21 protein-coding genes and 1 tRNA gene are annotated in these 22,441 nt (G+C 64.7%); 8 read left to right on the top strand and 14 right to left on the bottom strand.

Translation table 11 applies throughout. From position 1 onward, the window contains the following. Window position 1: 1 nt before the first annotated feature. Window positions 2-1,288: a citrate synthase gene (locus N6L26_RS04800; protein WP_263606909.1), complete on the bottom strand. Its 1,287-nt coding sequence runs from the start codon at window positions 1,286-1,288 to the stop codon at window positions 2-4. A gap of 10 nt (window positions 1,289-1,298) precedes the next feature. After that, on the bottom strand, window positions 1,299-2,750 hold the full coding sequence (gene gltX, locus N6L26_RS04795) for a glutamate--tRNA ligase (RefSeq protein ID WP_263606907.1): 1,452 nt from the start codon (window positions 2,748-2,750) through the stop codon (window positions 1,299-1,301). A gap of 121 nt (window positions 2,751-2,871) precedes the next feature. Between gltX and N6L26_RS04790 the strand changes: the two genes are divergently transcribed. After that, on the top strand, window positions 2,872-4,983 hold the full coding sequence (locus N6L26_RS04790) for a ComEC/Rec2 family competence protein (RefSeq protein WP_318173620.1): 2,112 nt from the start codon (window positions 2,872-2,874) through the stop codon (window positions 4,981-4,983). On the opposite strand, the gene lexA is transcribed toward N6L26_RS04790, so the two are convergent. From lexA to N6L26_RS04750, 8 genes are all read right to left on the bottom strand, one after another. After that, a complete protein-coding gene (gene lexA, locus N6L26_RS04785) occupies window positions 4,977-5,666 on the bottom strand; it encodes a transcriptional repressor LexA (protein WP_263606903.1) in 690 nt (229 codons plus the stop codon). The genes N6L26_RS04790 and lexA overlap by 7 nt on opposite strands. A gap of 147 nt (window positions 5,667-5,813) precedes the next feature. After that, on the bottom strand, window positions 5,814-6,599 hold the full coding sequence (gene trpC, locus N6L26_RS04780; protein WP_263606901.1) for an indole-3-glycerol phosphate synthase TrpC: 786 nt from the start codon (window positions 6,597-6,599) through the stop codon (window positions 5,814-5,816). 1 nt (window position 6,600) lies between these two features. Then, the gene (gene trpD, locus N6L26_RS04775) at window positions 6,601-7,593 is read right to left on the bottom strand and encodes an anthranilate phosphoribosyltransferase (RefSeq protein ID WP_263606900.1); all 993 of its coding nucleotides are present in this window, start codon (window positions 7,591-7,593) and stop codon (window positions 6,601-6,603) included. Continuing rightward, window positions 7,590-8,204 carry an anthranilate synthase component II gene (locus N6L26_RS04770; RefSeq protein ID WP_263606899.1) on the bottom strand — a complete coding sequence of 205 codons (615 nt, stop codon included), beginning with the start codon at window positions 8,202-8,204 and terminating at the stop codon, window positions 7,590-7,592. The genes trpD and N6L26_RS04770 overlap by 4 nt, the downstream gene beginning before the upstream one ends. Window positions 8,205-8,279: 75 nt before the next feature. Next, window positions 8,280-9,242, bottom strand: a complete 963-nt coding sequence (gene pip / locus N6L26_RS04765) for a prolyl aminopeptidase (RefSeq protein WP_263606898.1) — start codon at window positions 9,240-9,242, stop codon at window positions 8,280-8,282. Beyond that, window positions 9,239-10,072 (bottom strand): phosphodiester glycosidase family protein, encoded by an 834-nt coding sequence (locus N6L26_RS04760; protein ID WP_263606896.1) that lies wholly within the window; start codon window positions 10,070-10,072, stop codon window positions 9,239-9,241. Before N6L26_RS04760 ends, pip begins: the two co-directional genes overlap by 4 nt. Beyond that, a complete protein-coding gene (trpE, locus tag N6L26_RS04755) occupies window positions 10,069-11,589 on the bottom strand; it encodes an anthranilate synthase component I (RefSeq protein ID WP_412071341.1) in 1,521 nt (506 codons plus the stop codon). The genes N6L26_RS04760 and trpE overlap by 4 nt, the downstream gene beginning before the upstream one ends. Further along, complete coding sequence (locus N6L26_RS04750) at window positions 11,576-13,510, bottom strand: peptidylprolyl isomerase (RefSeq protein ID WP_263606894.1); 1,935 nt, start codon at window positions 13,508-13,510, stop codon at window positions 11,576-11,578. Before N6L26_RS04750 ends, trpE begins: the two co-directional genes overlap by 14 nt. Window positions 13,511-13,704: 194 nt before the next feature. Here N6L26_RS04750 and tpiA point away from each other — a divergent pair, with 194 nt between their 5' ends. The 3 genes from tpiA to N6L26_RS04735 all read left to right on the top strand — a co-directional run bounded on the left by tpiA (window position 13,705) and on the right by N6L26_RS04735 (window position 16,640). Then, entirely contained in the window at window positions 13,705-14,466 is a 762-nt protein-coding gene (gene tpiA / locus N6L26_RS04745; RefSeq protein ID WP_263606892.1) for a triose-phosphate isomerase, read from the top strand. Window positions 14,467-14,544: 78 nt separating this feature from the next. After that, the gene (gene secG, locus N6L26_RS04740; RefSeq protein ID WP_263606886.1) at window positions 14,545-14,901 is read left to right on the top strand and encodes a preprotein translocase subunit SecG; all 357 of its coding nucleotides are present in this window, start codon (window positions 14,545-14,547) and stop codon (window positions 14,899-14,901) included. Between the two features lie 104 nt (window positions 14,902-15,005). Continuing rightward, window positions 15,006-16,640 carry a CTP synthase gene (locus N6L26_RS04735; protein ID WP_263606885.1) on the top strand — a complete coding sequence of 545 codons (1,635 nt, stop codon included), beginning with the start codon at window positions 15,006-15,008 and terminating at the stop codon, window positions 16,638-16,640. A 329-nt stretch (window positions 16,641-16,969) separates the two neighbouring features. On the opposite strand, the gene N6L26_RS04730 is transcribed toward N6L26_RS04735, so the two are convergent. Next, a complete protein-coding gene (locus N6L26_RS04730) occupies window positions 16,970-17,443 on the bottom strand; it encodes an Hsp20 family protein (protein WP_263606883.1) in 474 nt (157 codons plus the stop codon). Between the two features lie 165 nt (window positions 17,444-17,608). On the opposite strand from N6L26_RS04730, the gene grxC reads away from it, so the two are divergent. The 4 genes from grxC to N6L26_RS04710 all read left to right on the top strand — a co-directional run bounded on the left by grxC (window position 17,609) and on the right by N6L26_RS04710 (window position 19,276). After that, complete coding sequence (gene grxC, locus N6L26_RS04725; RefSeq protein WP_263606882.1) at window positions 17,609-17,872, top strand: glutaredoxin 3; 264 nt, start codon at window positions 17,609-17,611, stop codon at window positions 17,870-17,872. Then, entirely contained in the window at window positions 17,872-18,690 is an 819-nt protein-coding gene (locus tag N6L26_RS04720; protein ID WP_263606881.1) for a carbon-nitrogen hydrolase family protein, read from the top strand. The genes grxC and N6L26_RS04720 overlap by 1 nt, the downstream gene beginning before the upstream one ends. A 9-nt stretch (window positions 18,691-18,699) precedes the next feature. Further along, window positions 18,700-19,161, top strand: coding sequence for a DUF1178 family protein (locus N6L26_RS04715; RefSeq protein ID WP_263606880.1), 462 nt, complete (start codon window positions 18,700-18,702; stop codon window positions 19,159-19,161). A gap of 38 nt (window positions 19,162-19,199) precedes the next feature. Next, window positions 19,200-19,276, top strand: a tRNA-Arg gene (locus N6L26_RS04710). A gap of 119 nt (window positions 19,277-19,395) precedes the next feature. Here the strand turns inward: N6L26_RS04710 and N6L26_RS04705 are convergent. The 3 genes from N6L26_RS04705 to N6L26_RS04695 are packed head-to-tail and all read right to left on the bottom strand — an operon-like array spanning window position 19,396 to window position 22,412. Next, complete coding sequence (locus N6L26_RS04705) at window positions 19,396-20,574, bottom strand: MFS transporter (protein WP_263606879.1); 1,179 nt, start codon at window positions 20,572-20,574, stop codon at window positions 19,396-19,398. Next, entirely contained in the window at window positions 20,571-21,485 is a 915-nt protein-coding gene (locus N6L26_RS04700; RefSeq protein ID WP_263606878.1) for a haloalkane dehalogenase, read from the bottom strand. Before N6L26_RS04700 ends, N6L26_RS04705 begins: the two co-directional genes overlap by 4 nt. Before the next feature lie 48 nt (window positions 21,486-21,533). Continuing rightward, window positions 21,534-22,412 carry a mechanosensitive ion channel family protein gene (locus tag N6L26_RS04695; RefSeq protein ID WP_263606877.1) on the bottom strand — a complete coding sequence of 293 codons (879 nt, stop codon included), beginning with the start codon at window positions 22,410-22,412 and terminating at the stop codon, window positions 21,534-21,536. Window positions 22,413-22,441: the final 29 nt, after the last annotated feature.

Raw genomic sequence — 22,441 nt, 5'->3', positions numbered from 1 at the left:
CTCAGCGCTGGTTGATCGAAACGTAGTCGCGCGCCGTCGGGCCGGTGTAGAGCTGGCGCGGACGACCGATGACCTGTGCGGGGTCGGAGATCATCTCGTTCCACTGCGCGACCCAGCCGACGGTGCGGGCAAGCGCAAACAGCGCGGTGAACATCGTCGTCGGGAAGCCGATCGCGTTGAGAATGATGCCCGAGTAGAAGTCGACGTTCGGGAAAAGCTTCTTTTCCTTGAAGTAGTCGTCGTTGAGCGCGAGCTCTTCCAGCTTGAGCGCGGTCTCGAACACCGGGTCCTTGACGTTCAGCGCCTCGAACACTTCGCGCAGCGTCTGCTGCATGACCGTCGCGCGTGGGTCGTAGTTCTTGTAGACGCGGTGGCCGAAGCCCATCAGGCGGAACGGATCGTTCTTGTCCTTGGCGCGCTCGATATAGTGCGGGATGCGATCGGGCGTGCCGATTTCCTGCAGCATGTTGAGCGCGGCTTCGTTGGCGCCGCCGTGCGCCGGGCCCCACAGGCAGGCGATCCCCGCTGCGATGCAGGCGAAGGGATTGGCGCCCGACGAACCGGCAAGGCGCACGGTCGAGGTCGACGCGTTCTGCTCGTGGTCGGCATGGAGAATGAAGATGCGATCCATCGCGCGTTCGATGGCGGGGTGGATCTCATATTCCTCGGCCGGGACGCCGAAGGTCATGCGCAGGAAATTGCCCGTGTAGCTGAGCGAATTGTCCGGCTGCATCATCGGCTGACCGACCGAGTATTTATACGCCATCGCGGCGATGGTCGGCATCTTCGCGATCAGCCGATGGCTGGCGATCTTGCGCTGCTCGGGGTCCGAAATGTCGGTACTGTCGTGATAGAAGGCCGACAGCGCGCCGACGACGCCGCACATGATCGCCATCGGGTGCGCATCGCGGCGGAAACCCTGGTAGAACTGGCGCAGCTGATCGTGCAGCATGGTGTGCCGCGTGATCGTGTAGGTGAAGTCGTCGAGTTCCGACTGCTGCGGCAGTTCGCCGTTGAGCAACAGGTAGGAGACTTCCATGAAGGAGGAGTTTTCCGCCAGCTGGCCGATCGGATAGCCGCGGTGCAGGAGGATGCCTTCTTCGCCGTCGATATAGGTCAGCGCGCTTTCGCAGCTGGCGGTCGACTTATAGCCCGGGTCGTAGGTGAACTTGCCGGTCGTGCCATACAGCTTGCGGATATCGACCACATCGGGGCCGACGCTGCCCTGCAGCACGGGGAATTCCTGGGTCTGACCGCCCAGATCGAGGGTTGCCTGCTTGTCGGCCACGCGTGTCTCCTCACTCGTTCTCTTCGGTGCCTGCGGGCGAGGCGGCCTGCGCATCGATACGCAAGAGCGACTCTTCCTTGCCCAACAGGACCAGCACATCGAAAATGCCGGGTGACGTTGTCGTCCCCGTCAGCGCTGCGCGCATGGGTTGCGCGAGCTTGCCGAGACCCAGTTCGAGCTGCTCGGCATAGGCCTTCGTAGTGGCTTCCAGCGCCTCGATTGTCCAGTCATTTTGCACATGCAGCATTTTGGACAATCCGGCGAGACGCGCACGGGCTTCATCGTCGAGTAAACCCGCGGCTTTCTCGGTCATTTCGAGCGGGCGCTTGGCGAACAGAAAGGCAGCGCTATCAGCGAGTTCGTTGACGGACTTCGCGCGCGTTTTGAACACGGGCATCGCCTCGGCAAGCAGCGCTTCATCGGCCTGTTCGCCGATCCGCTGCGCCACGATCTTGGCCAGCCGGGTATCGTCTGCCTCGCGGATATAATGGCCGTTGAGGTTCTGCAGCTTCTTGATGTCGAACCGCGCGGGGCCCTTGCCGACGCCGTCGAGATCGAACAGCTCGATCGCTTCCTCGCGAGAGATCTCCTCGCGGTCGCCATGGCCCCAACCGAGCCGGAGGAGATAGTTGAACAGCGCTTCGGGCAGGACGCCTTCGTCATCGCGATAGGCGGCAACTCCGACGGCGCCGTGGCGCTTGGACATCTTCGCGCCGTCCGGCCCGTGGATCAGCGGCACATGCGCATAGACCGGATCGGGCCAATTGCCTTCGACCTGGTCCATCGCGCGGATCACGGGCAGTTGGCGAAAGGCGTTGTTGAGGTGGTCGTCGCCGCGGATGACATGGGTCACGCCCATGTCGTGATCGTCCACCACCACCGCGAGCATGTAGGTCGGCGTCCCGTCGGCGCGCAGCAGGACGTAATCGTCGATCTCGGCATTCTTGACCGTGACCTTGCCCTGGACCTGGTCGTGAATGGTGGTTTCGCCCTCGGTTGGCACCTTGAGGCGGATCACATAGGGCGCACCTTCGGGCGCTTCGCCCGGATCGCGGTCGCGCCAGCGGCGGTCGTAGCGCATCGGCTGCTTGTTCGCCCGCTGCTGCGCGCGCATGCCCTCGAGTTCTTCGGGTGTGGCGAAGCATTTGTAGGCATGCCCCGCGTCGAGCAGCTTGTGCGCAACCTCGGCATGGCGCTCGGCGCGGTCGGACTGGAACACCGGCGCCTCGTCGAAGTCGAGGCCAAGCCAGTCGAGCCCTTCGATTATCTTGTCGATCGCATCCTGCGTGCTGCGCTTGCGATCGGTATCCTCGATCCGCAGCAAGGTGCGACCGCCATGGTGCCGCGCATAAAGCCAGTTGAATAGAGCCGTACGCGCGCCGCCGATATGGAGATATCCGGTGGGCGAGGGAGCGAAGCGGGTGACGACCGGAGGGGTCTCGCTGCCACTATCGCTTGCCATTGTCACTCGCTTCCTTTCAAACACTTGCATGGCGACGCAGGGGACGCCTTCGGTACCGATGGGGGAGGCGGACGAAGAGGCCCGCCCCGCAGTGCCGCGCCCTTGGCGCATGCGCGGTCTCTTGTCCAGTTTCGCCGGGCGATCCGAAGCATTTCTGGAAGGCGCGGAATTCGACCGCGGGCCGTGGTTGGCGGTCGCTTTCGCAGGGGGGATCGGGCTGTGGTTCTATCTCGACGCGCCATGGCAATGGCTGGCGGTAATCGGCGGCGCGGCGGGCGGTGCAACCGCGGCTTTCGCGCGGTGGCGCGGCAGGGACGGACGCATCTATTTGCTGGCTGCAAGCCTGTCGATCCTGATCGCCCTCGCGCTTGGTATGTCGCTGGTATGGGCGCGCTCGGCGATGGTGGGGGCGGAGCCGATTGCGTATCCGCAGTTCGAGCGGATCGACGGGCGTGTCCTCGAGCGCGAGGAGCAACCGGCGGAGGATCGGGTTCGGCTTGTTCTGGCCGCGCGCGATGCGGAGACCGGGCGGGCGGTCGCCTATCGCGTGAACCTGCCGCTGGCGAAGGACCGGCCAGCCCTGCGCGAAGGCGCGCGGGTGCGGCTGTCGGCGCGGCTGATGCCGCCATCCCCGCCAATCGTCCCCGGAGCGTATAATTTCGCGCGGCGCGCCTGGTTCGACGGACTGTCGGCAACCGGATCGGTCGTGGGAGAGGTCGAGTTGGTCACGCCGCCGCCGCCCTCCCGGCTGACCGTGGCCTCGATCCAGCGGCGGCTGTCGGCGCATGTGCGCGGCCGCCTCGAGGGAACGCCGGGAGCGATTGCAGCAACGCTGGCCAGTGGCGATCGCGGCGCCATTCCCGAGCGCGACGAGGAGGCCATGCGCGATGCGGGTCTGACCCATCTGCTGTCGATCAGCGGGTTGCATGTCAGCGCGATCATCGCGGCGAGCTATATTGTGGTCCTTAAGCTGCTGGCGCTGTGGCCTTGGCTTGCCCTGCGGGTACGGCTGCCACTGGTCGCCGCAGGTGCAGCGGCGCTGGCGGGGATCGCTTATACGCTGCTGACGGGCGCGCAGGTGCCGACCGTGCGCAGTTGTATCGGTGCACTGCTGGTGCTGGTCGCACTGGCACTGGGGCGTGAGCCGCTTTCGCTGCGGATGGTCGCGATTGCCGCAGGCGTGGTGCTCGCACTGTGGCCTGAATCGCTGGTCGGGCCGAGCTTCCAGATGAGCTTTGCGGCCGTCATCGCGATTGTCTCGCTGCACAATGTGCAAGTCATCCGCGATTTCCTCGCGCCGCGCGAGGAGAGTGGGTTGCGGCGGTTCCTGCGACGAACCGCGATCCTGTTTCTCACCGGGCTGGTGATCGAACTCGCGCTGATGCCGATCGTGCTGTTTCACTTCCATCGCGCCGGCGTTTACGGCGCCGCGGCCAATCTGATTGCCATTCCGCTGGTGACCTTCGTGTCGATGCCGCTGGTGGCGCTGGCGTTGGTGCTCGACCTTGTCGGCGCAGGCGGGCCCGTGTGGTGGCTGGTCGGGCATTCGCTCGATCTGTTGCTGGGCATTGCCCATCTGTTTGCCGAGCAGCCGGGTTCGGTAAAGCTGGCCCCGCGGATCGGGATGGGCGCGATCACGCTGTATCTGGTCGGTGCGCTGTGGCTGGCGCTGTGGCAGGGCAGGGCGCGCCTGTGGGGTATCGGACCCGTCGTGGTGGCTGCGGTGCTCATGCTGCAGGCCCCGGTGCCCGATATCCTGATCACGCGCGACGGGCGTGATATCGGCATTGCGAACGAGGCCGAGCGGCTGTTGGTGCTACGCGATAGCGCGGGTGGATATGCGCAAGAGAACCTGCTCGAGCTTGCCGGAACCGACCGGCAACCGCTGGCTATCGCGGATTGGCCGCACAGCCGCTGCAGCGACGAATTCTGTTCGTTGACCGTCACGCGCGAGGGCCGCGCATGGTCCCTGCTGATTGCGCGGAGTCACAACCTGGTCGAGGAACGCGCGCTGGCTGCAGCCTGCAGGAACTCCGACATCGTCATCGCCGATCGCTTCCTGCCGCGCAGTTGCCGCCCACGGTGGCTCAAGGCCGACCGGCGTTTTCTGGAGAGGGAAGGCGGGGTTGCGCTCTATCTGGGCGCCCGGCGTATCGATACCGTGGCGCAGGATCAGGGCAAGCATGGCTGGTGGCGCGCGTCCGATGAGAAACGCGCGCCCCGCAATCAGTGATACCGGCGCAGCAGCCCGGCCAGCTTTCCTTGCACCTGTACGCGGTGGGAGTCGTACACCTGCGGCTCGTAAGAACCATTGGCGGGGTCGAGGATCACGCGCCCCGCGTCCTTGCGCAGATATTTGAGCGTGGCTTCCTCGTTGTCGACCAGTGCGACCACGATTTCGCCGTCGCGGGCGCTGTCGGTCCGCTTCACCAAGGCGAAGTCGCCATCGAAAATGCCTGCTTCGATCATCGAATCGCCCGAAACCTCGAGCGCGTAATGTTCGCCCGGGCCGAGCAGGGCGGCGGGTACCGGCATGCTCGACTGGCCTTCGATCGCTTCGATCGGGGCGCCCGCGGCAATGCGGCCGTGAAGCGGGACATCGATGATGTCATTGGCGGGTTCGGGCGCGACGGGCTTGGGCGTGATGGCCGATACCACGGAATCGTTCGCGGGGGCAGGCTGGGTCGAGCCCATCACCGCGTTCTCGGGCAGCTTGACCACTTCGAGCGCGCGCGCGCGGTTGGGCAGACGGCGGATAAAGCCGCGCTCTTCAAGCGCCGAGATCAGGCGGTGCACGCCTGACTTGCTCTTGAGGTCGAGCGCTTCCTTCATTTCCTCGAAACTCGGCGAAATGCCGGTGTCTTCCAGGCGCTGCTGGATAAAGCGGATCAATTCGTGCTGCTTGGCGGTCAGCATGGTGCGAACTCCCGTATCGCCTGTTCACAAAGCTGTGAACGAATACGGAACAATTAAGCAACCTGATTCGTCAAGTCAAGCAATCCCGCCATTTTCGAGTGATTTACACAGGAACACCTGTTCCCGATTTGCTCCACAGGGGCTGCGTCAATGCCCGAGCAGAGCGCGGGTCGCGGCAGTGACATCGACCTGTCGCATCAGGCTTTCGCCGACGAGGAAACTGCGGACGCCCGAACGCGCGAGCCGCACACAATCGTCATTGGTCGTGATGCCGCTTTCGCCGACCAGCAGTGCGCCCTCGGGGGCGAGCGGGGCAAGCATCTCGGTGGTGGCGAGATCGGTAGTGAAACTGCGCAAATCGCGATTGTTGACGCCGATCAGGCGCGAGCGGAGGCGCGCGGCGCGGTCCATTTCGGCGCGATCATGTACCTCGACCAGAACATCCATACCGAAGTCGAGCGCCGCCGCTTCGATCTCGGCCATGGTGCTGTCGTCCAGCGCGGCAACAATGATCAGGATCGCATCGGCCCCGATCGCGCGTGCTTCAGCGACCTGCCACGGATCGACCATGAAATCCTTGCGTAGGGCAGGCAGATCGCAGGCGGCGCGGGCGGCGACGAGGTAATCTTCATGGCCCTGGAAATAGGGAGCGTCGGTCAGCACCGAAAGGCAAGCAGCTCCGCCCGCGGCATAGGCCCGCGCATGATCTGCGGGCTGGAAATCTTCGCGAATCAAGCCCTTGGACGGCGAAGCTTTCTTGATTTCGGCAATCAGGCCGAAGCCGTCCCGTTGGGCCCGAGCGAGGGCTGACTGGAACCCACGGGGCGCCGACTGCTGTTTCGCGCGCGCTTCGAGATCGGCGAGCGTGTGATTGCGCTTGCGGGCGGCGACCTCGTCGCGCTTGGTGGCGCAGATTTCTTCCAGCTTGTTCATCTCAGGCGGTCATCGCGATCCAGTTATCGAGCAGCGCTTTGGCCTTGCCCGAGTCCAGTGCTTCGGCCGCGATCTCCGCGCCCTCGGTCCAGTCGTCGGTACGGCCAGCAATGATCAGCGTTGCTGCCGCGTTGAGCAGCACCGCATCGCGATAGGCGCCCGGGCTGCCGCCGAGCAGCGCCTCGAGCGCGCGTGCATTATACGCCGGATCGCCGCCGCGGATCGCCTCGACCGGGGAATGCGACAGATTGGCTTCCACCGCGACCACGCGGCGCATTTCGAAATCATTGCCCTGGACATCGGCTAGCTCGTTGCCGCCAGCCAGGCTCAGCTCGTCCAGCCCTTCGTCACCCGAGGCGATGAAGGTGCGCTCGGTCCCCAGTTTGGCCTTTGCTGCGGCATAGATGGGCACATAGGCGGGACGGGCGATGCCGATCAGCTGGCGTCTGACGCCGGCGGGATTCGACAAGGGCCCCATCAGGTTGAAGATCGTGCGCACGCCGAGCTTTTGCCGGATCGGCTGAATTCGGCCCATCGCTGGGTGGTGGTTCTTGGCGAAAAGGAAGCAAATTCCCAATTCTGCCAGAGTCTTCTCCGCGCTTCTTCCCGCTGCTTCCATATCGAGACCGAGCGCTTCGAGCGTGTCCGCAGCGCCCGCCTTGCTGCTCGCCGCACGATTGCCGTGCTTGGCCACGGGCACACCGCAGGCGGCGACCACCAGGCTCACCGCGGTCGAGACGTTGAGCGTGTGATGCCCATCGCCGCCGGTGCCGCAGCAGTCGACTGTCCCCTCGGGAGCAATGATCGGGATCAGCCGCGCTCGGAGCGCACGGGCCGCGCCGGCGATCTCATCGGAGGTTTCGCTGCGCGCCGACATGTCGATCAGGAAGCGCGCGATGTCCTCGTCGCCGGTCTCGCTATCGAGGATCCAGCCGAAGACCTCTTCGGCCTCGGCCTCTCCGAGGTGTTGCTTGGCGTCGGGAAGCGTCTTCATGCGGGGACCTTGGCGGCAATACCGCATAGCGCGAGGAAATTGGCCAGCAAGGCATGGCCATGTTCGGTCGCGATGCTTTCGGGATGGAACTGGACGCCGTGGATCGGCAACTCGCGGTGATGGAAGCCCATCACGCTGGTTCCATCGAGGCCGGGCGTTTCGCTGGTGGCATTGATCGCGAGACAGTCCGGATTGTCCTCGACCACCAGCGAGTGATAGCGCGTCGCGGTGAAGGGCGAGGGCAGGTCGGCGAACACACCGCTGGAATCGTGAGTGACCGGAGAGGTCTTGCCATGCATCAGCCCGCCGCGCACCACGCGGCCACCGAAATGCTGGCCGATCGCCTGATGCCCGAGGCAAACGCCTAGCAGCGGTGCGCCGACATCGGCACAGGCTGCCACGAGGTCGAGGCTGACGCCGGCCTCGTTTGGCGTGCAGGGGCCGGGCGATATGAGATAGCCCGCATGGCCCGCCGCCAGCGCCTCGTGTGCCGAGATGGCGTCGTTACGCACCACCTCCACGCCTGCACCCAGTTCCATCAAGTAATGGACCAGGTTGAAGGTGAAGCTGTCGTAATTGTCGATTACGAGGATAGAGCGGCTGTCGGTCATTCGTGGCGTCAATGGCGGGGTAGCGCCGTGCTTTCAAGCAAGGAAAGCTGCGACACGCGAAACGTCAGCGTGACGTCACGCCGCTTTGCCCGCGAGCTTGTCGGTCGCGCGCACGAGGCCGTCGATGATCCCCGGTTCGCTGGCGCTGTGACCGGCATCGTGAACAATCCATAGCTCGGCCTCGGGCCAGGCCTTCTTGAGTGCCCATGCCGCGCCCGGCGGGGTGCAGATGTCGTGACGTCCCTGAACGATGATCCCGGGAATGCCCGCCAGTTTGTCGACATTGGCCAGCAACTCGTTTTCGTCGAGGAAGAAGTCCTCGAGAAAGAACTTCGCGCAGATCCGCGCGAAGGGCACCGCCTTGGCCGGATCGCCGAAGCTCTCGAGCAAATCCTCGTTCGGCAGCAGCGTTGCGACATGGCCTTCCCACAGCGACCATTCGCGCGCCGCGGCAAGCCGCGTGGCTTCGTCGTCACTGGTCAGCCGTTGATAATATGCGCGAACGAGATCGCCCTGTTCGGCTTCGGGAATAAGACCGGTGAACTGGTCCCATTGCTCGGCCATGATCTCGCTGGCGCCATAGCCGTAGAGCCACGACTTTTCCTGCTGCCGCGCGAGGAAGACGCCGCGCAGTACCAGTTCGCTCACCCGGTCGGGATATTTCTGGGCATAGGCCAGCGCGAGGGTCGAGCCCCAACTGCCGCCGAAGGCCTGCCATCTTTCGTGGCCGCACATCTGGCGCAGCCGCTCGATGTCCTCGACGATGCGCCAGGTGTCGTTGTGCTCGATCTCGGCGAAGGGCAGCGACCTGCCGCAGCCGCGCTGGTCGAACAGCAGCACGTCGTAGGCTTTGGGATCCCATTGGCGCCGGTGGTCGGGCGCAATGCCGCCGCCCGGGCCGCCATGGAGGAAGACTGCGGGCTTGGCACCCGGGGTCCCGACGCGTTCCCAATAGAGCGAATGGCCTTCGCCGACATCGAGCATGCCGATCTCGTAGGGTTCGATTTCGGGATAGAGCTGGCGGCGGGTCTCGGTCATTCGGAGGCTTTCTTGCTGACGACGACGATCGGGCCGATGGGCGCGCCGGTATCGAGCCGGTCGGTCACCGGGTTCCACAGGAGCGAGACGGTGTCGTCGAGGAACAGCGCGTTCTTCACTTCGAGCTCGTCCTTGTAGAAGCGGGCGAGCTTGCCGAAGGAAATCGGCGCGTTGGAAATCACGAAATGCGCGCGGCCCTCGTCATCGACGCCGACCGCGTTGCGGATCAGCCGCGAGGGGCCGTCCTGCGTGATCTGCGGGTGGATGCGGCCATCGCTCACCAGCATCGGGCCCGATTGGGTGCCGAATTGCGGCCGTTCGGAAACATTGGCGAGGAACCAGGCGCTGTCGCGCACCATCCATTCGCCCCCGCTGCCGTAGAACACGCCATTGGGCTTCATGTAGAAATTGCCCGAGCCCGTCCCGGTGTTCAGTTCCTGCAAGCGCTGCGCACGCTGGACGAAATAGCCGACCGGCTTGCCGTCGCCGTCGAAGATGCCGGCGTTCATGGCAAAGGCGATGGTCTCGCTATCGCTGGCAGCCGCGAAATCCTTGAGGCTGCGATACCGCTTGTCACCATCGCTCAGCGCCATCGCGATCGTGTGACGTGCGGGCACTGCGAGGCAATGGGTGAGGGGGGTGTCTTCGAAGATAATCGAGCGGCACGCGCTTTCGACCTGGCTGGCCAGCGTCTCGCTCGGGCTGGGCGTGGACGTGGGGGCGGCCTGCGCCTTGCCGTCGATCCGTGCGCGGGCGACGGGCTCCCCTTCGGGCTGGGCTTCGCAGGCTGTCAGCGCGAGCAAGGCCAGCGCGGCAAGTATATGTCTCATTGACCGAACCCGGGCTCCTTCGCGAGGCGTACGGCTTCCCTGGCCGCAGCGAGCAGCGCGCTCGCCTTCGCTTCGCATTCTCTCTGTTCATAAGCGGGATCGCTATCCGCGACTATCCCCGCGCCCGCCTGGACGTGCATGGTCCCATCCTTCACCACCGCGGTGCGCAGGACGATACAGCTGTCGACCGACCCGTCGGGCGCGAAGTATCCCACGCCGCCCGCATAGGGACCGCGCGTGGCAGGCTCGAGTTCGGCGATGATCTCGCAGGCCCGCACCTTGGGTGCGCCGCTGACCGTTCCGGCGGGGAAGCCCGCGAACAGCGCATCGATCGCGTCCTTCGAGCTATCGAGCTGCCCGGTGACATTGCTGACGATATGCATGACGTGGCTGTAGCGTTCGACGGTGAAGCTCTCGGTCACGGTGACGCTGCCCGATTGCGCGACCCGGCCCACATCGTTGCGCCCGAGATCGAGCAGCATCAGATGTTCGGCGCGTTCCTTGGGATCGGCGAGCAGGGATTGCTCGGCAAGTCGATCCTCCGCCGCAGTGGCGCCGCGCGGCCGTGTCCCCGCGATCGGGCGGATCGTCACCTCGCCATCGCGCACCCGCACGAGGATCTCGGGGCTCGATCCGACAATGGCAAAGCCGGGCATGTCGAGGAAATAGAGGAAGGGCGAGGGGTTCACCCGGCGCAGCGCGCGATAAAGCGCCATCGGGGGCAGCGAGAAGGGTGAGGTGAAGCGCTGCGACAGCACCACCTGAAAGATGTCGCCGGCCTCGATATACTCCTTGGCGCGCAGCACCATGGCTTCGTAATCGGCAGCGGGCATGGTCGGCGCGAGCGCGGGCTCGGGGTGCTGGTCGGCCGAATAGCGCGCGCTGCCTGCCGAATGCGACAGCTTGCGCAGCACTTCGTCGATCCGTTCTTCGGCCTGCGCGATGGACCCGTCCTGCCACACGGGCGCGATACAGAACAGGGCATCGCTGAGCCGATCCAGCACCAGCAGCACGGTCGGCCGAACGAAGAGCATATCGGGGAGGTCGAGTTCGCCCTCGGGCGGGCGAGGCAGTTTCTCGACCAGGCCGATGGTCTCATAGCCGAAATGACCGACCAGACAGGCGAGGGCGGGCGGTAGTTCCACGGGCACGTCGCAGCGGCAGGATTCGACCAGCGCGCGCAGGCTGGCGAGCGCGCCGTCTTCGCAGCGTTCGAAGCCGCTGCGCGATTGCTGCCACTGCGCGTTGATCTCGGCGCGGTCGCCCGTGGCGCGGAACACCAGGTCGGGGTCCAGCCCGATCAGGCTGTAGCGCCCGCGCACTTCGCCGCCTTCGACCGATTCGAGCAGGAAGTCGCCGCGCCCTTCCTCGAACAGCTTGAGCGCTGCGCCGACCGGCGTTTCGGTATCGGCGACCACTTCGCGCCACACCAGCGCGGGCCGACCCTGCGCGAGCGCCGCGCGTGCCCGGTCGGTGCCTTTCAGCGCGGTGTCCAACTGCGCCTCAGTTACCGGCAAGCTGGGTGCGCACGGCCTCGATCGCCGAAGGATTGCGCGATACGCCCAGTTCTTCGCGCATCGCACGGCGGAACTGGTCGGCGTATTCTTCGCCCAGCAGCGGGCCCATCTGGCGCTGTGCCTGCGCGATCAGCGGGTCGTCTTCGGCGATATCGTCCATCGCAATATCGTTGACCCGGACCACGAAGAAACCGGCATTGCCGCCCGCTTCGAGCTTCTTGGTCGTGCCTTCGGCCATGCTGAAGAGCAGCGCGAGCGGCGGGGGGATGCGGCGTTCGCGTTGGCGGGCGAGGTCTTCGCGGGTCATGTCGACCGACTGGGCCGGGGGCACGCGGCGCTCTTCGGCAGCGAGCGCCTGCGCGATCGACTTGCCATCACGCAGCCGGGCCACGACACGGTCGGCGGCGGCCTGCGCGGCTTTCATGCCCTCGGTCGCACGCCAGCGGGCTTCGACAATGTCCTCGATCTCGGCAAAGGGCGCTGCAGCGGCGGTGACGATATCGCCGACTTCATAGACGAGATAGGTCTGCCCGCTTTCGACCGGCGCAATCTCGGGCTCTTCCTCATCCATCTGGAAAGCGGTGGCCAGCGCGGGACGCAGGACATCGGGCAGCGTGCGCTGCGGTGTATCGTAGAGACGTCCATCGGCGAGCGCGGGGCCAACCGTGCTGAGGTCGAGGCCGAGGTCTTCGGTGACTTCGGCCAGCGTTGCGCCATCCTCGAGCTGTTCCTCGATCTCGCTGGCGAGGTCGGCCATGCCGCGCACGCGCTTTTCCTCGCGCAGCGTGTCGGTCAGCTCGCCGCGAACCTGCGCGAGCGTGCGTGCGGCGGTGGTGTCGATCGCATCGATACGCGCGACATGCCAGCCGAGCGGACTGCGCGCAGGCGTAGTCATCGCTCCGCGCGCGGCAGCGAAATAGGCCGAGGCGACCGCGGGCGATGCTTGCGAGGACAGGCCTTCGCGCAGAACATCGACGACCGGCGATGCGCGCAGGCCGGCTTCGCGGGCAACCGTTTCGAACGACGCGCCGCCGGCGACGCGATCGCGGATCGACTTGGCTGCGGCTTCGGTGGGTACGATCAACTGGGTGACATCGCGCGTTTCGCTGGCTGCATATTGCGCGGCGTCGCGTTCATAGCGCGCAGCGATTTCGGCATCGGTCGGCTCGATACGGTCGCCGAGCGCGCTTGAATCGAACGTAGCATAACGGATCGTCCGGCGTTCGGGGCGGACGAAGACATCGCGGTTGCTGTCGTAATAAGCACGCAGCACCTTGGGGTCGGCCTTGCCGCTGGGGGCATAGGTCGCCGCGGGTAGAAGAGCGATCGAACCGCGGCGGCGTTCCTTGAACAATTGCGCGTACCGATAGGCGAGCTTGTCGGGCACGGTCGCGCCGAAGCCGGCGGGAATCAGCAATTGCTGCGACAGCAGGCCGGTGCCGAGATCCTCGCGCACCTGTGCGTCGCTCACTCGCTGCTGCGCCAGCGCCTGGCGATAGGTGTCTTCACTGAAATTGCCATCGGGCCCGCGGAAGGCGGGGATCATGCGAATCTCGCTGTTGATGAGATTGTCACCCGCGCGGATGCCGTGCTGCTGCGCAAAGCCCATGATGGCCGAGCGGTTGATCAACGCTTCAAGCGATCCGTCCAGCCCGCCCTCGCGCAGGAACGCCTGCATGGTCGCCGTCGGCTGATCCTGCCGGAACGAGTCGAGGCCATTATTGGTGGCGCGGACGAGATCGGATGTGGAAATCTTCTCGTCGCCGACCACTGCCACGCGGTCTCCGCCGGCTATTCCCCCGAAAGTTCCGGTGCTCGAAACATCCGCGCTGGCGAAGGCAAGAGCGATCAGGCCGAGGAACGCCAGCGCGATGGCCAGGCCAAGCTTGGTCTTGAAGAAGTTACGAAAAAACTGGAACATGGCGTGCGGGCAATCCCGTTAATGGCTGCTGTCTTCCGGGGGTGTCCGGATGGGTTGAGGCGCTTTATCCCCCATGCGACCCCGCGGCAACAGGTTGCAAAGGGTTTTGACGCGCGAAGAAACCTTCTCTAGCGGAGCGCATCCCAAGCCCCATATAGCGGGCCACCCTTTCAGACAATTTGCAGGACCTACCCATGGCCGAACGGCCCTACATCGTCGGAAACTGGAAAATGAACGGCACGCGCGCAATGCTTTCCGAAGCACGCGCGATCGACCGTGCCGCGCAGCGTTACATGAAGGTCGAGGTCGCTGTCGCGCCTCCCTACACGCTGATCCATGCGGTCCATAAGGAAGCCGAGCAGATCGGTGTCGGGGCACAGGATTGCCATTCGGGTGCCGAAGGCGCGCACACGGGTGACATCAACGCCTCGATGATTGCCGATGCGGGCGCGAAGTTCGTGATCCTCGGCCATAGCGAGCGGCGCCAGGACCATAGCGAGACCAAGGACCTGATCAACGCCAAGATCGAATCGGCGCTCGAAGCCGGGCTGCGGGTGATCCTGTGCTGCGGCGAACCGCTCGAGACGCGCGATGCCGGGAAGGCGGAACGCTATGTCCTCGACCAGCTCAAGGCGGCCCTGCCATTGTTCGAGGACCCCGCCGAGCGCCTGACCATTGCCTATGAGCCGATCTGGGCGATCGGAACCGGACGCACTGCGACCAGCGAGGACATCGCGGCCATGCACGGCGCGATCCGCGCGCTGCTCAACAAGACTTTTGGCGAAGAGGCATCCTCGCAGGTGCGCATTCTCTATGGCGGTTCGGTCAAGCCCGACAATGCCCGCGACATCCTCGCCACGCCCGAAGTGGGCGGGGCGCTGGTTGGCGGGGCCAGCCTCTCGGCCGAAAGCTTCCTCGGGATCGTGGTCGGCGCGTCGGAAGCCGAAGAGGCCTGATCCCGGCACGCTTGCCGTTTGCCCTGCGCGCGCCTAGATGCGCGTGAGCCCAGCAATACCAGTTCCAAGAGTATCCGCATGTTTCTCTTCCTCACTGTCGTCCAGGCGATCGTCGCAGCCGCGCTTGTCGGCGTCATCCTGATGCAGCGCTCCGAAGGGGGCGGCCTCGGCATCGGCGGCAGCCCGTCGGGCATGCTGAGCGCACGCGGGGCAGCGGACTTCCTCACGCGCTCGACCAAATGGCTGGCAGTGCTGTTCGTCGTCCTGTCGATCGCGCTGGCCGCGGTTGCAGTCGAGACGACCGGTAGCGATGCGATCGAATCGACGCTCGACCGCTCGGTTACTCCGGCCGCGCCGGCCGATCCGCTTGGCCCGGCGACCACTGGCGAAGCCGCACCGACCAGCACCGATCCGCTCGGCGACGCGACCGAATAACGAACGATACATCGCAGGACTGTGGATTGCGCCGTGCTAGCGGCGCGATTTGCATGTGTTTGCGCTTGCCCCGACTCACCCCCTCAGCTTAAGGCCCGACACCCATGGCGCGGTATATATTTATCACCGGCGGCGTGGTCTCCTCGCTTGGCAAAGGTCTCATGGCAGCATCGCTTGCCGGCCTTCTCCAGGCGCGTGGCTACAAGGTCCGTATCCGGAAATTCGACCCCTATCTCAATGTCGATCCGGGGACGATGTCCCCCTATCAGCACGGCGAGGTCTATGTGACCGATGACGGGGCCGAAACCGATCTCGATCTCGGCCATTACGAACGCTTCACCGGCGTGTCGGCGCATCAGGGCGACAACATCACCTCGGGCCGGATCTACCAGGACATCATCGCCAAGGAACGCCGCGGCGACTATCTCGGCGCGACGGTGCAGGTGGTCCCGCACGTCACCGACGAGATCAAGGACTTCGCGCTTGCAGGGCAAGACGATCACGATTTCATCCTGTGCGAAATCGGCGGGACGGTCGGCGATATCGAAGGCCTGCCGTTCATGGAGGCAATCCGCCAGCTGCGGAACGAGCTCGAGCCGTGGCAGACGCTCAGCGTCCATGTGACGCTGGTGCCCTATATCGCCGCTGCCGGCGAGCTTAAGACCAAGCCCACCCAGCACTCGGTCCGCGAACTCGCCAGCCTCGGGATCAAGCCCGACGTGCTGCTGTGCCGCGCCGAACATCCGATTCCCGACAGCGAGCGGCGCAAGATTGCGCAGTTCTGTAATGTCCGCGCCGAAGCGGTCATTCCAGCGCTCGATGCGCCGTCGATCTATTCGGTGCCGCTGCAATATCACGGCGAGGGGCTCGATACCGAAGTCCTGCGCGCCTTCGGTATTACCGATGCGCCCGATCCCGATCTGTCGCGCTGGTACGATGTGGTCGACCGCCATTCGAACCCCGATGGCGAAGTCACCATCGGCGTGATCGGCAAGTATGTCGGGCTGCAGGACGCCTACAAGTCGCTCAACGAAGCACTGGTCCACGGCGGCATGGCGCACCGCGTCAAGGTCAACATCAAGTGGATCGATGCCGAGGTGTTCGAGGGCGACGATGCGGAAATCGCCGCGCGGCTCGAGCCGATGCACGCGATCCTCGTCCCCGGCGGTTTCGGTGAGCGTGGAAGCGAGGGCAAGATCGCCGCGGTACGCTTTGCGCGCGAACGCAAGGTACCCTTCTTCGGCATCTGTCTCGGCATGCAGATGGCCTGCATCGATGCGGCCCGCACGGCAGGGCACGCTGCCGCATCCTCGACCGAATTCGGCGAAACCGACGAGCCGGTGGTGGGGATCATCACCGAATGGATGAGCGAAGAGGGCCTGCAGACACGCGAAGCCGGCGGCGACCTTGGCGGGACCATGCGGCTTGGCGCCTATGAGGCCAAGCTGGCAGCCAACAGCCATGTGTCGAACATCTATGGCGGCGCGACCAGCATCTCCGAGCGGCATCGTCACCGCTACGAGGTCAACGGCGCCTATATCGAGCCGCTGGAGAAGCAGGGCCTGATCTTCTCGGGCATGTCGCCCGATGGCCTGCTGCCCGAAATCGTCGAACGTCCCGATCATCCGTGGTTCGTCGGGGTCCAGTTCCATCCGGAATTGAAGTCCCGCCCATTCGATCCGCACCCGCTGTTTGCCGGTTTTGTCGGCGCAGCGCTCGAGCAGGCCCGGCTTGTTTAAATCGCCGTGATTGGGAGTTTCAGGGCAAGTTTCTGAATTCCTTGGACTATGATTTTCAAGCGCTTGTAACAACGCGACAAAATCGGTTCGCCGCCGCGAGGCGGGTTTATCTTTTGATATAACTGTTGCAGAATAACGGTCTTCCGCGCCCTCGGGTGCGGCTCTTCGAGATATGCGCTTCGCTAACAGGCGATGGGGCTGGCCTCGATGACGGCTGTCTTCTGCGACCCGGACGGTCGATGTCGAGGTAGGGCGGCGTTTACGTCGCGGGGGCGGAACCCAAGTTCCGCCCCCTATACCTCTGCTATGCTTCTTGTCTGATCACAGGATCAGGCGGCCTGGCTGTCGCCGTCCTCGTCATCCTTGACCACTTCGAGCGGCTTCTGCGCGCCGATTGCGATCTTCTTGGGCTTCATCGCATCGGGCACTTCGCGCACGAGGTCGATTACGAGGAGGCCATCGGCCAGATCGGCATTGTCGACCCGGACATAGTCGGCCAGCTCGAAACGCCGTTCGAAGCCGCGGTTGGCAATGCCCAGATGCAGCATCTCGCCTTCGTTCAGCTCGTCGCGCTTCTTGCCGGTCACGACCAGCAGGTTCTGCTGCGCGACGATGTCGAGATCGCCCGAGCGGAAACCGGCCACGGCCAGCGTGATGCGGTAGTCATCGTCACCGCGGCGCTCGATATTGAAGGGGGGGTAATTGTCGCCGCCGGCGTTGCGTGCCTGGCGTTCCATCAGGTCGAACACGCGGTCGAAGCCGACGGTGGAGCGACGAAAAGGGGTAAGGTCCATACGGTTCATCGAAACAAATCCTCTGTTGAGCGATTCTATGATGGCGGGGCCCGCATTCGGCACCCCGTCGCCGCCCCGGACATCGTGGCGGCCCATTCGAGATAGGCACGCGGTTTTGGCTTTCAAGTCTCTCCCGCGCGCGCTAGCTTCGACGCTGAAAACAAGAGGATTTCCATGAGCCAGCCCCAAGTCGACATCTATACCAAATTCGGGTGCGGATATTGCTACCGGGCCAAGCGCCTGCTCGATGAAAAGGGCGTGGATTATGCCGAATTCGACATCACCATGGGCGGGCCCAAGCGTGACGAAATGCGCGAGCGCGCGCCCGGCGCGATGACCGTCCCGCAGATTTTCGTCGGCGATACGCATGTCGGCGGCTCCGACGAACTCGCCGCGCTCGAACGCCAGGGCAAGCTCGACGCGCTGCTGGGCGGCTGATGCCGCGGATCGCCGTCCTCCAGATGACCTCGGGGATCGAGCCCGAGATCAACGCAGTCGCGCTCGAGGAAGCCGTGGCGCAGGCGGCGGGCGAAGGTGCGGCAATGCTATTCACTCCCGAGATGTCGGGCCTGCTCGATCGCGACCGGAAACGGGCCGCCCAGAGCATCGCCGAGGAAGATGAGACGCTGGCGCTGGTGCGTGTGCGCGATGCGGCTGCCCGCGCAGGCATCTGGGTTTCGCTCGGTTCGCTCGCAGTCGATATCGGCGATGGCCGCTGGGCCAATCGCGCTTTCGTGATCGACCCCGAGGGCCGGATCGCGGCGCGCTACGACAAGATCCATATGTTCGACGTGGACCTTGCCAGCGGCGAGAGCTGGCGGGAATCCAATGCTTATCGTGCAGGCGATCACGTGACGAGTGTCGAGAATACGCCGGTCGGCCGGCTTGGCCTGACGGTTTGCTACGACATCCGCTTTCCCGCACTGTTCGACGCCCTTGGGCAAGCGCAATGCGACTGCATCGCTATCCCTGCCGCCTTCACGGTCCCTACCGGCACCGCGCATTGGCACGTCCTTCAGCGTGCCCGCGCGATCGAGGCCAGCGCCTTCGTGGTCGCGGCGTCGCAGGTGGGCGAGCATGCCGATGGGCGCCGGACCTATGGCCACAGCCTGGTGGTCGATCCCTGGGGCGAGGTGCTGCTCGATATGGGCGGCGAACAGCCGGGGCTGGGTTTTGCGGACTTCGATCTTGCCCGTATTGCCGAGGTCCGCGCGCAGGTGCCAAGCCTTGCCAACCGCCGTGAAATCGCCAATTAGGCCGCCGTCATGATCGTTTTCGACCTCTCCTGCAGCGAAGGCCACCGGTTCGAGGGCTGGTTCGCCTCGTCGGATGATTACGCCGCGCAGCAGGCCGAGGGACTGCTGAGCTGCCCGCAATGCGGGAGCGAAGAGATCGGCAAGGCGCCGATGGCTCCATCTGTGCCCGCAAAAGGCAGCATGCGCGAAGCGGTCATGGAAGACGCCACGCAACTGGCCAAGGGAGACATGCCGGTCGAGGTCAAGAAGGCCTTCGAAACGCTTGCGCGGGCGCAGAGCAAGGCGCTCGAAAGCAGCACGTGGGTAGGCGACAAATTCGCCGAGAAGGCGCGCGAGATGCATTATGGCGAGACCGACGAAGCGCCGATCCACGGCCGCGCCACGCGCGACGAAGCCGAAGACATGGTTGCCGAGGGCATTTCGGTCGCACCGCTGCTCGTCCCGGTCGCGCCGCCCGACGAACTCAACTGATTGCACCGCGAGTCCGAGCCGCTATACGGGGAGAGGCCGCGCCCGTAGCTCAGTCGGATAGAGCATCAGATTCCTAATCTGGGGGCCACAGGTTCGAATCCTGTCGGGCGCACCACATGAGGCGGTCCGGTGACGGGCCGCCTTATGTGGTTCGGCGCATCGGGAGCGAGCCTCGTTCGGAGTCGGAGCGCAGCGGAGACGGCGCCGCAGGCGCCTATCCTGTCGGGCGCACCACTATCTGCCGTAGCGGCGAGCCAGCATCGCCAGGCTGGTCAGCGCCACCGAGCACAGCCCGAGCAAGGCGCAGGTTCCGGCCCAGCCATAGGCGTCATAAGCGACCGTTCCGGCATAACTGCCCAATCCGCCGCCGATAAACATGATGACGACATAGATGGTGGTCAGCCGCGTGCGGATCGCCGGATCGAGCGCGAGGAAAGTCATCCTGCCGGTCACGTCTATCCCGGGGCCGACGAGGTTGGTGACGAACAGCGGCACCAGCAGGCCCCACAAGGTTCCGCCCAGCGGCCACAGCAGCGCGATCCCGCCAAGCTGGATAAAGGCGAAGATCATGCGCGCCTTGCGCGGGCCGACCGCGTCCGACCAGCGGCCCAGCCGCGGGGTGGAAAAGATGCTCACCGCAGCAAGTCCGGCGAGATAGCCGACCGTATCGGTGCCATAGCCCATCGCGGGCGAGGTCAGGTACAGCGCAAGGCCCAGCCAGAGCGCGATGAACTGCGCGAAATTGAGCCCCTGAATCGCGCCGGCGAGCAGGATCTCGCGATGTTTGCCAATCAGCGGGAAAACCGAAAAGAGCAGGCTGGGGTACGACTGACGGTGACTGGCAGACCGTTCGCCGCCCTCCATCAGGCGCGGCAATGCGATGGTGATTGCCAGCATCAGCCCGGTCGCGATCCAGTAGACCGCGCGCCAGCCGAAATGTTCGGCGATCACCCCCGCGCCGACGCGCGCCACGAGAATGCCGAGGATGACCCCCGCGGTCAGTTTGGCGGTGACCTGCCCAAGCCGCTCGGGCGCGACGCGTTTGGAGGCGTAGGCGGGCAGTAGATAAGGCGCGATGGTGAAATAGCCGAGCAGGGTCGACCCGATGACGAACAGCGTGAATTCCTGCGCCAGCGTCATGATCGCGAGACACACGGTCTGCCCGGTGGCGAAGGCGATCGTCAGCCGGCGGTTGGATATCCGGTCACCCAGCGGCAGCAGCATGAAGATGCCCACCGCCAGCGCCAGCTGGTTGAGCGCGGGGACCAGCCCGATCCGCGCATGACTGACACCGAAATAATCGGCGACCAGCGCGATTATCGGATGGATGTAGTAGGCGTTCGCCGTCACCACCGCCGCCGCGATGGCGAGCGAGGTTTCCTGGGCGCCGGTCAGCCGCGCGGTTTGGTTCAAGCGAGGTGACCCGCCTTGCGCGCCATGTCGATGAGCCCCTGCGCGAGCAATTCGGGCTGGTCTTCCTGGCAGAAATGGCCGCAGGTCGGCAGCGTGCGGTGGGGTTGGTCGTGGGCGCCCGCGATCCGCTCGATCAGGAACTTCTCGCTACCCTTGGTGATCGGATCGTCTTCGCCGAACAGGGTCAGGAACGGCTGGTCGTAAGCCGCAAGGGCGGGCCATGCTTGCTTGTTGTCCTCGACCCCGGGCATGCCGTCGGCGACGGGGACCAGCGCGGGAAAGGCGCGTGCGCCTGCTTTCGAGGGCTCGTCGGGGTAAGGGGCATCATAGGCGGCGATCTCGGCTTCGCTGCGCGCGGTCGCCGTGGCCCGGTCAAGCAGTGCGCCAATATGGAAGTCGGGCGAACTGCGGGCGAATTCGCGCCATGCGAGGAACGCCTTGCTGGGCGTACCGCCTGCGGGGAGGAAGGTGTTGCTGGCGACGACGCAGGCGAACAGGTCGGGGTCGTGCGCGACCATGCGCAGGCCCAGCAGTCCGCCCCAATCCTGGCAGAACAGCGCCGCCGGACGCGGTTCTATGGCGGTGCGCCATTGTTTCAGCCAATCGACATGGCGGGCATAGGTGTAGAACGAGATATCGTCCGGCTTGTCGCTCTTGCCGAAGCCGATGAGGTCGGGCGCGAGCACCCGAAAGCCCGCATCGGCGAGAATGGGGATCATTTTGCGATAGAGGAACGACCAGCTCGGCTCGCCATGGAACAGCAGCACCGGCGGGGCATCGCGCGGCCCTTCGTCGACATAGTGCTGTCGCGCGGTCTGCCCGCCGCCGAGATCGACCTCGAACCAATGTTCGGCGAAGGGATAATCGGGAATATCGGCAAAACGTTCGGCGGGCGTGCGCAGGATCTGCATCGGTCTCTCCTCCAAAGGCGACCGATAAGCCGGTCTTGATTCGAAACCTTACGGTGTCTTGCGGCGGGTGTCACCCAAGTGACTGACCGGGACCGTTTCCTTGAAGGTGTGCGTGACATAGGGGAAGGGGATCTCGATCCCCGCCTCATCCAGCGCAGCCTTGATCGCGCGAACGACCTTGTCCTTGCTTTCCCAGCCATCGCGCGGAGTCGAACCCGCCCACCAGCGGACCAGGAAATCGACCGAGCTCGAATTGAACTCCTGCGCGAAGATGTCCACGCCCTTGCTCGCCAGCACATCCTCAAGCCCCTCGACCGCGCGGCGGATCACGTTTGCGGCATGGTCGAGCTGCGTATCGTAGGAAACACCGACCACGACCTCGTGGCGGCGTTCGTCGCGATCGGTTATGATTTCCACCGGGTTCTTGAACAGGATCGAGTTGGGAACGACGGTCAGTTCACCCGACAGCTTGCGGATATGCGTTTCGCGCAAGGTGATATGCTCGACTTTGCCGGTGATGTCGTCGCATTCGATGACATCGCCGATACGCATTTTCTCGCGCACCATGATGAGCACGCCGGCGAGGAAGTTCTCGAAAATGTCCTGGAAGGCGAAACCGATCGCCACCGCGCCGATGCCCAGCCCGGCGAGCAGGCTGGCGAAGGTCAGGTCGGGCATCACCACAATCGCCGCGATGAACAGGCCGATGATCCAGATGGCCAGCTTTACCAGAGTGTCGATCAGCGTCTTGAGGCTGGTGCGCAGTTCGGTCCGGCCAACGATCACATCGGATATACGTGCGGCGAAGCGCGCAATGATCCAGGTGAGAAAGACGACGAAAACCGCGATCGCAAGGGTGGGGAGGGCTTCGACGAAACCCTGACCCATCTCCTGCAACTGTTCGCGCAGCGTAACGATGTAATTCACGAAAGCGGAACTCCCTTTGCGCTGCAACG

This window comes from Qipengyuania sp. SS22 (genome assembly GCF_025736935.1).
Lineage (GTDB): Bacteria > Pseudomonadota > Alphaproteobacteria > Sphingomonadales > Sphingomonadaceae > Qipengyuania.
The sequence above is the reverse complement of the archived record's forward strand: the minus strand, read 5'-3'. Positions and strand labels throughout refer to the sequence as shown.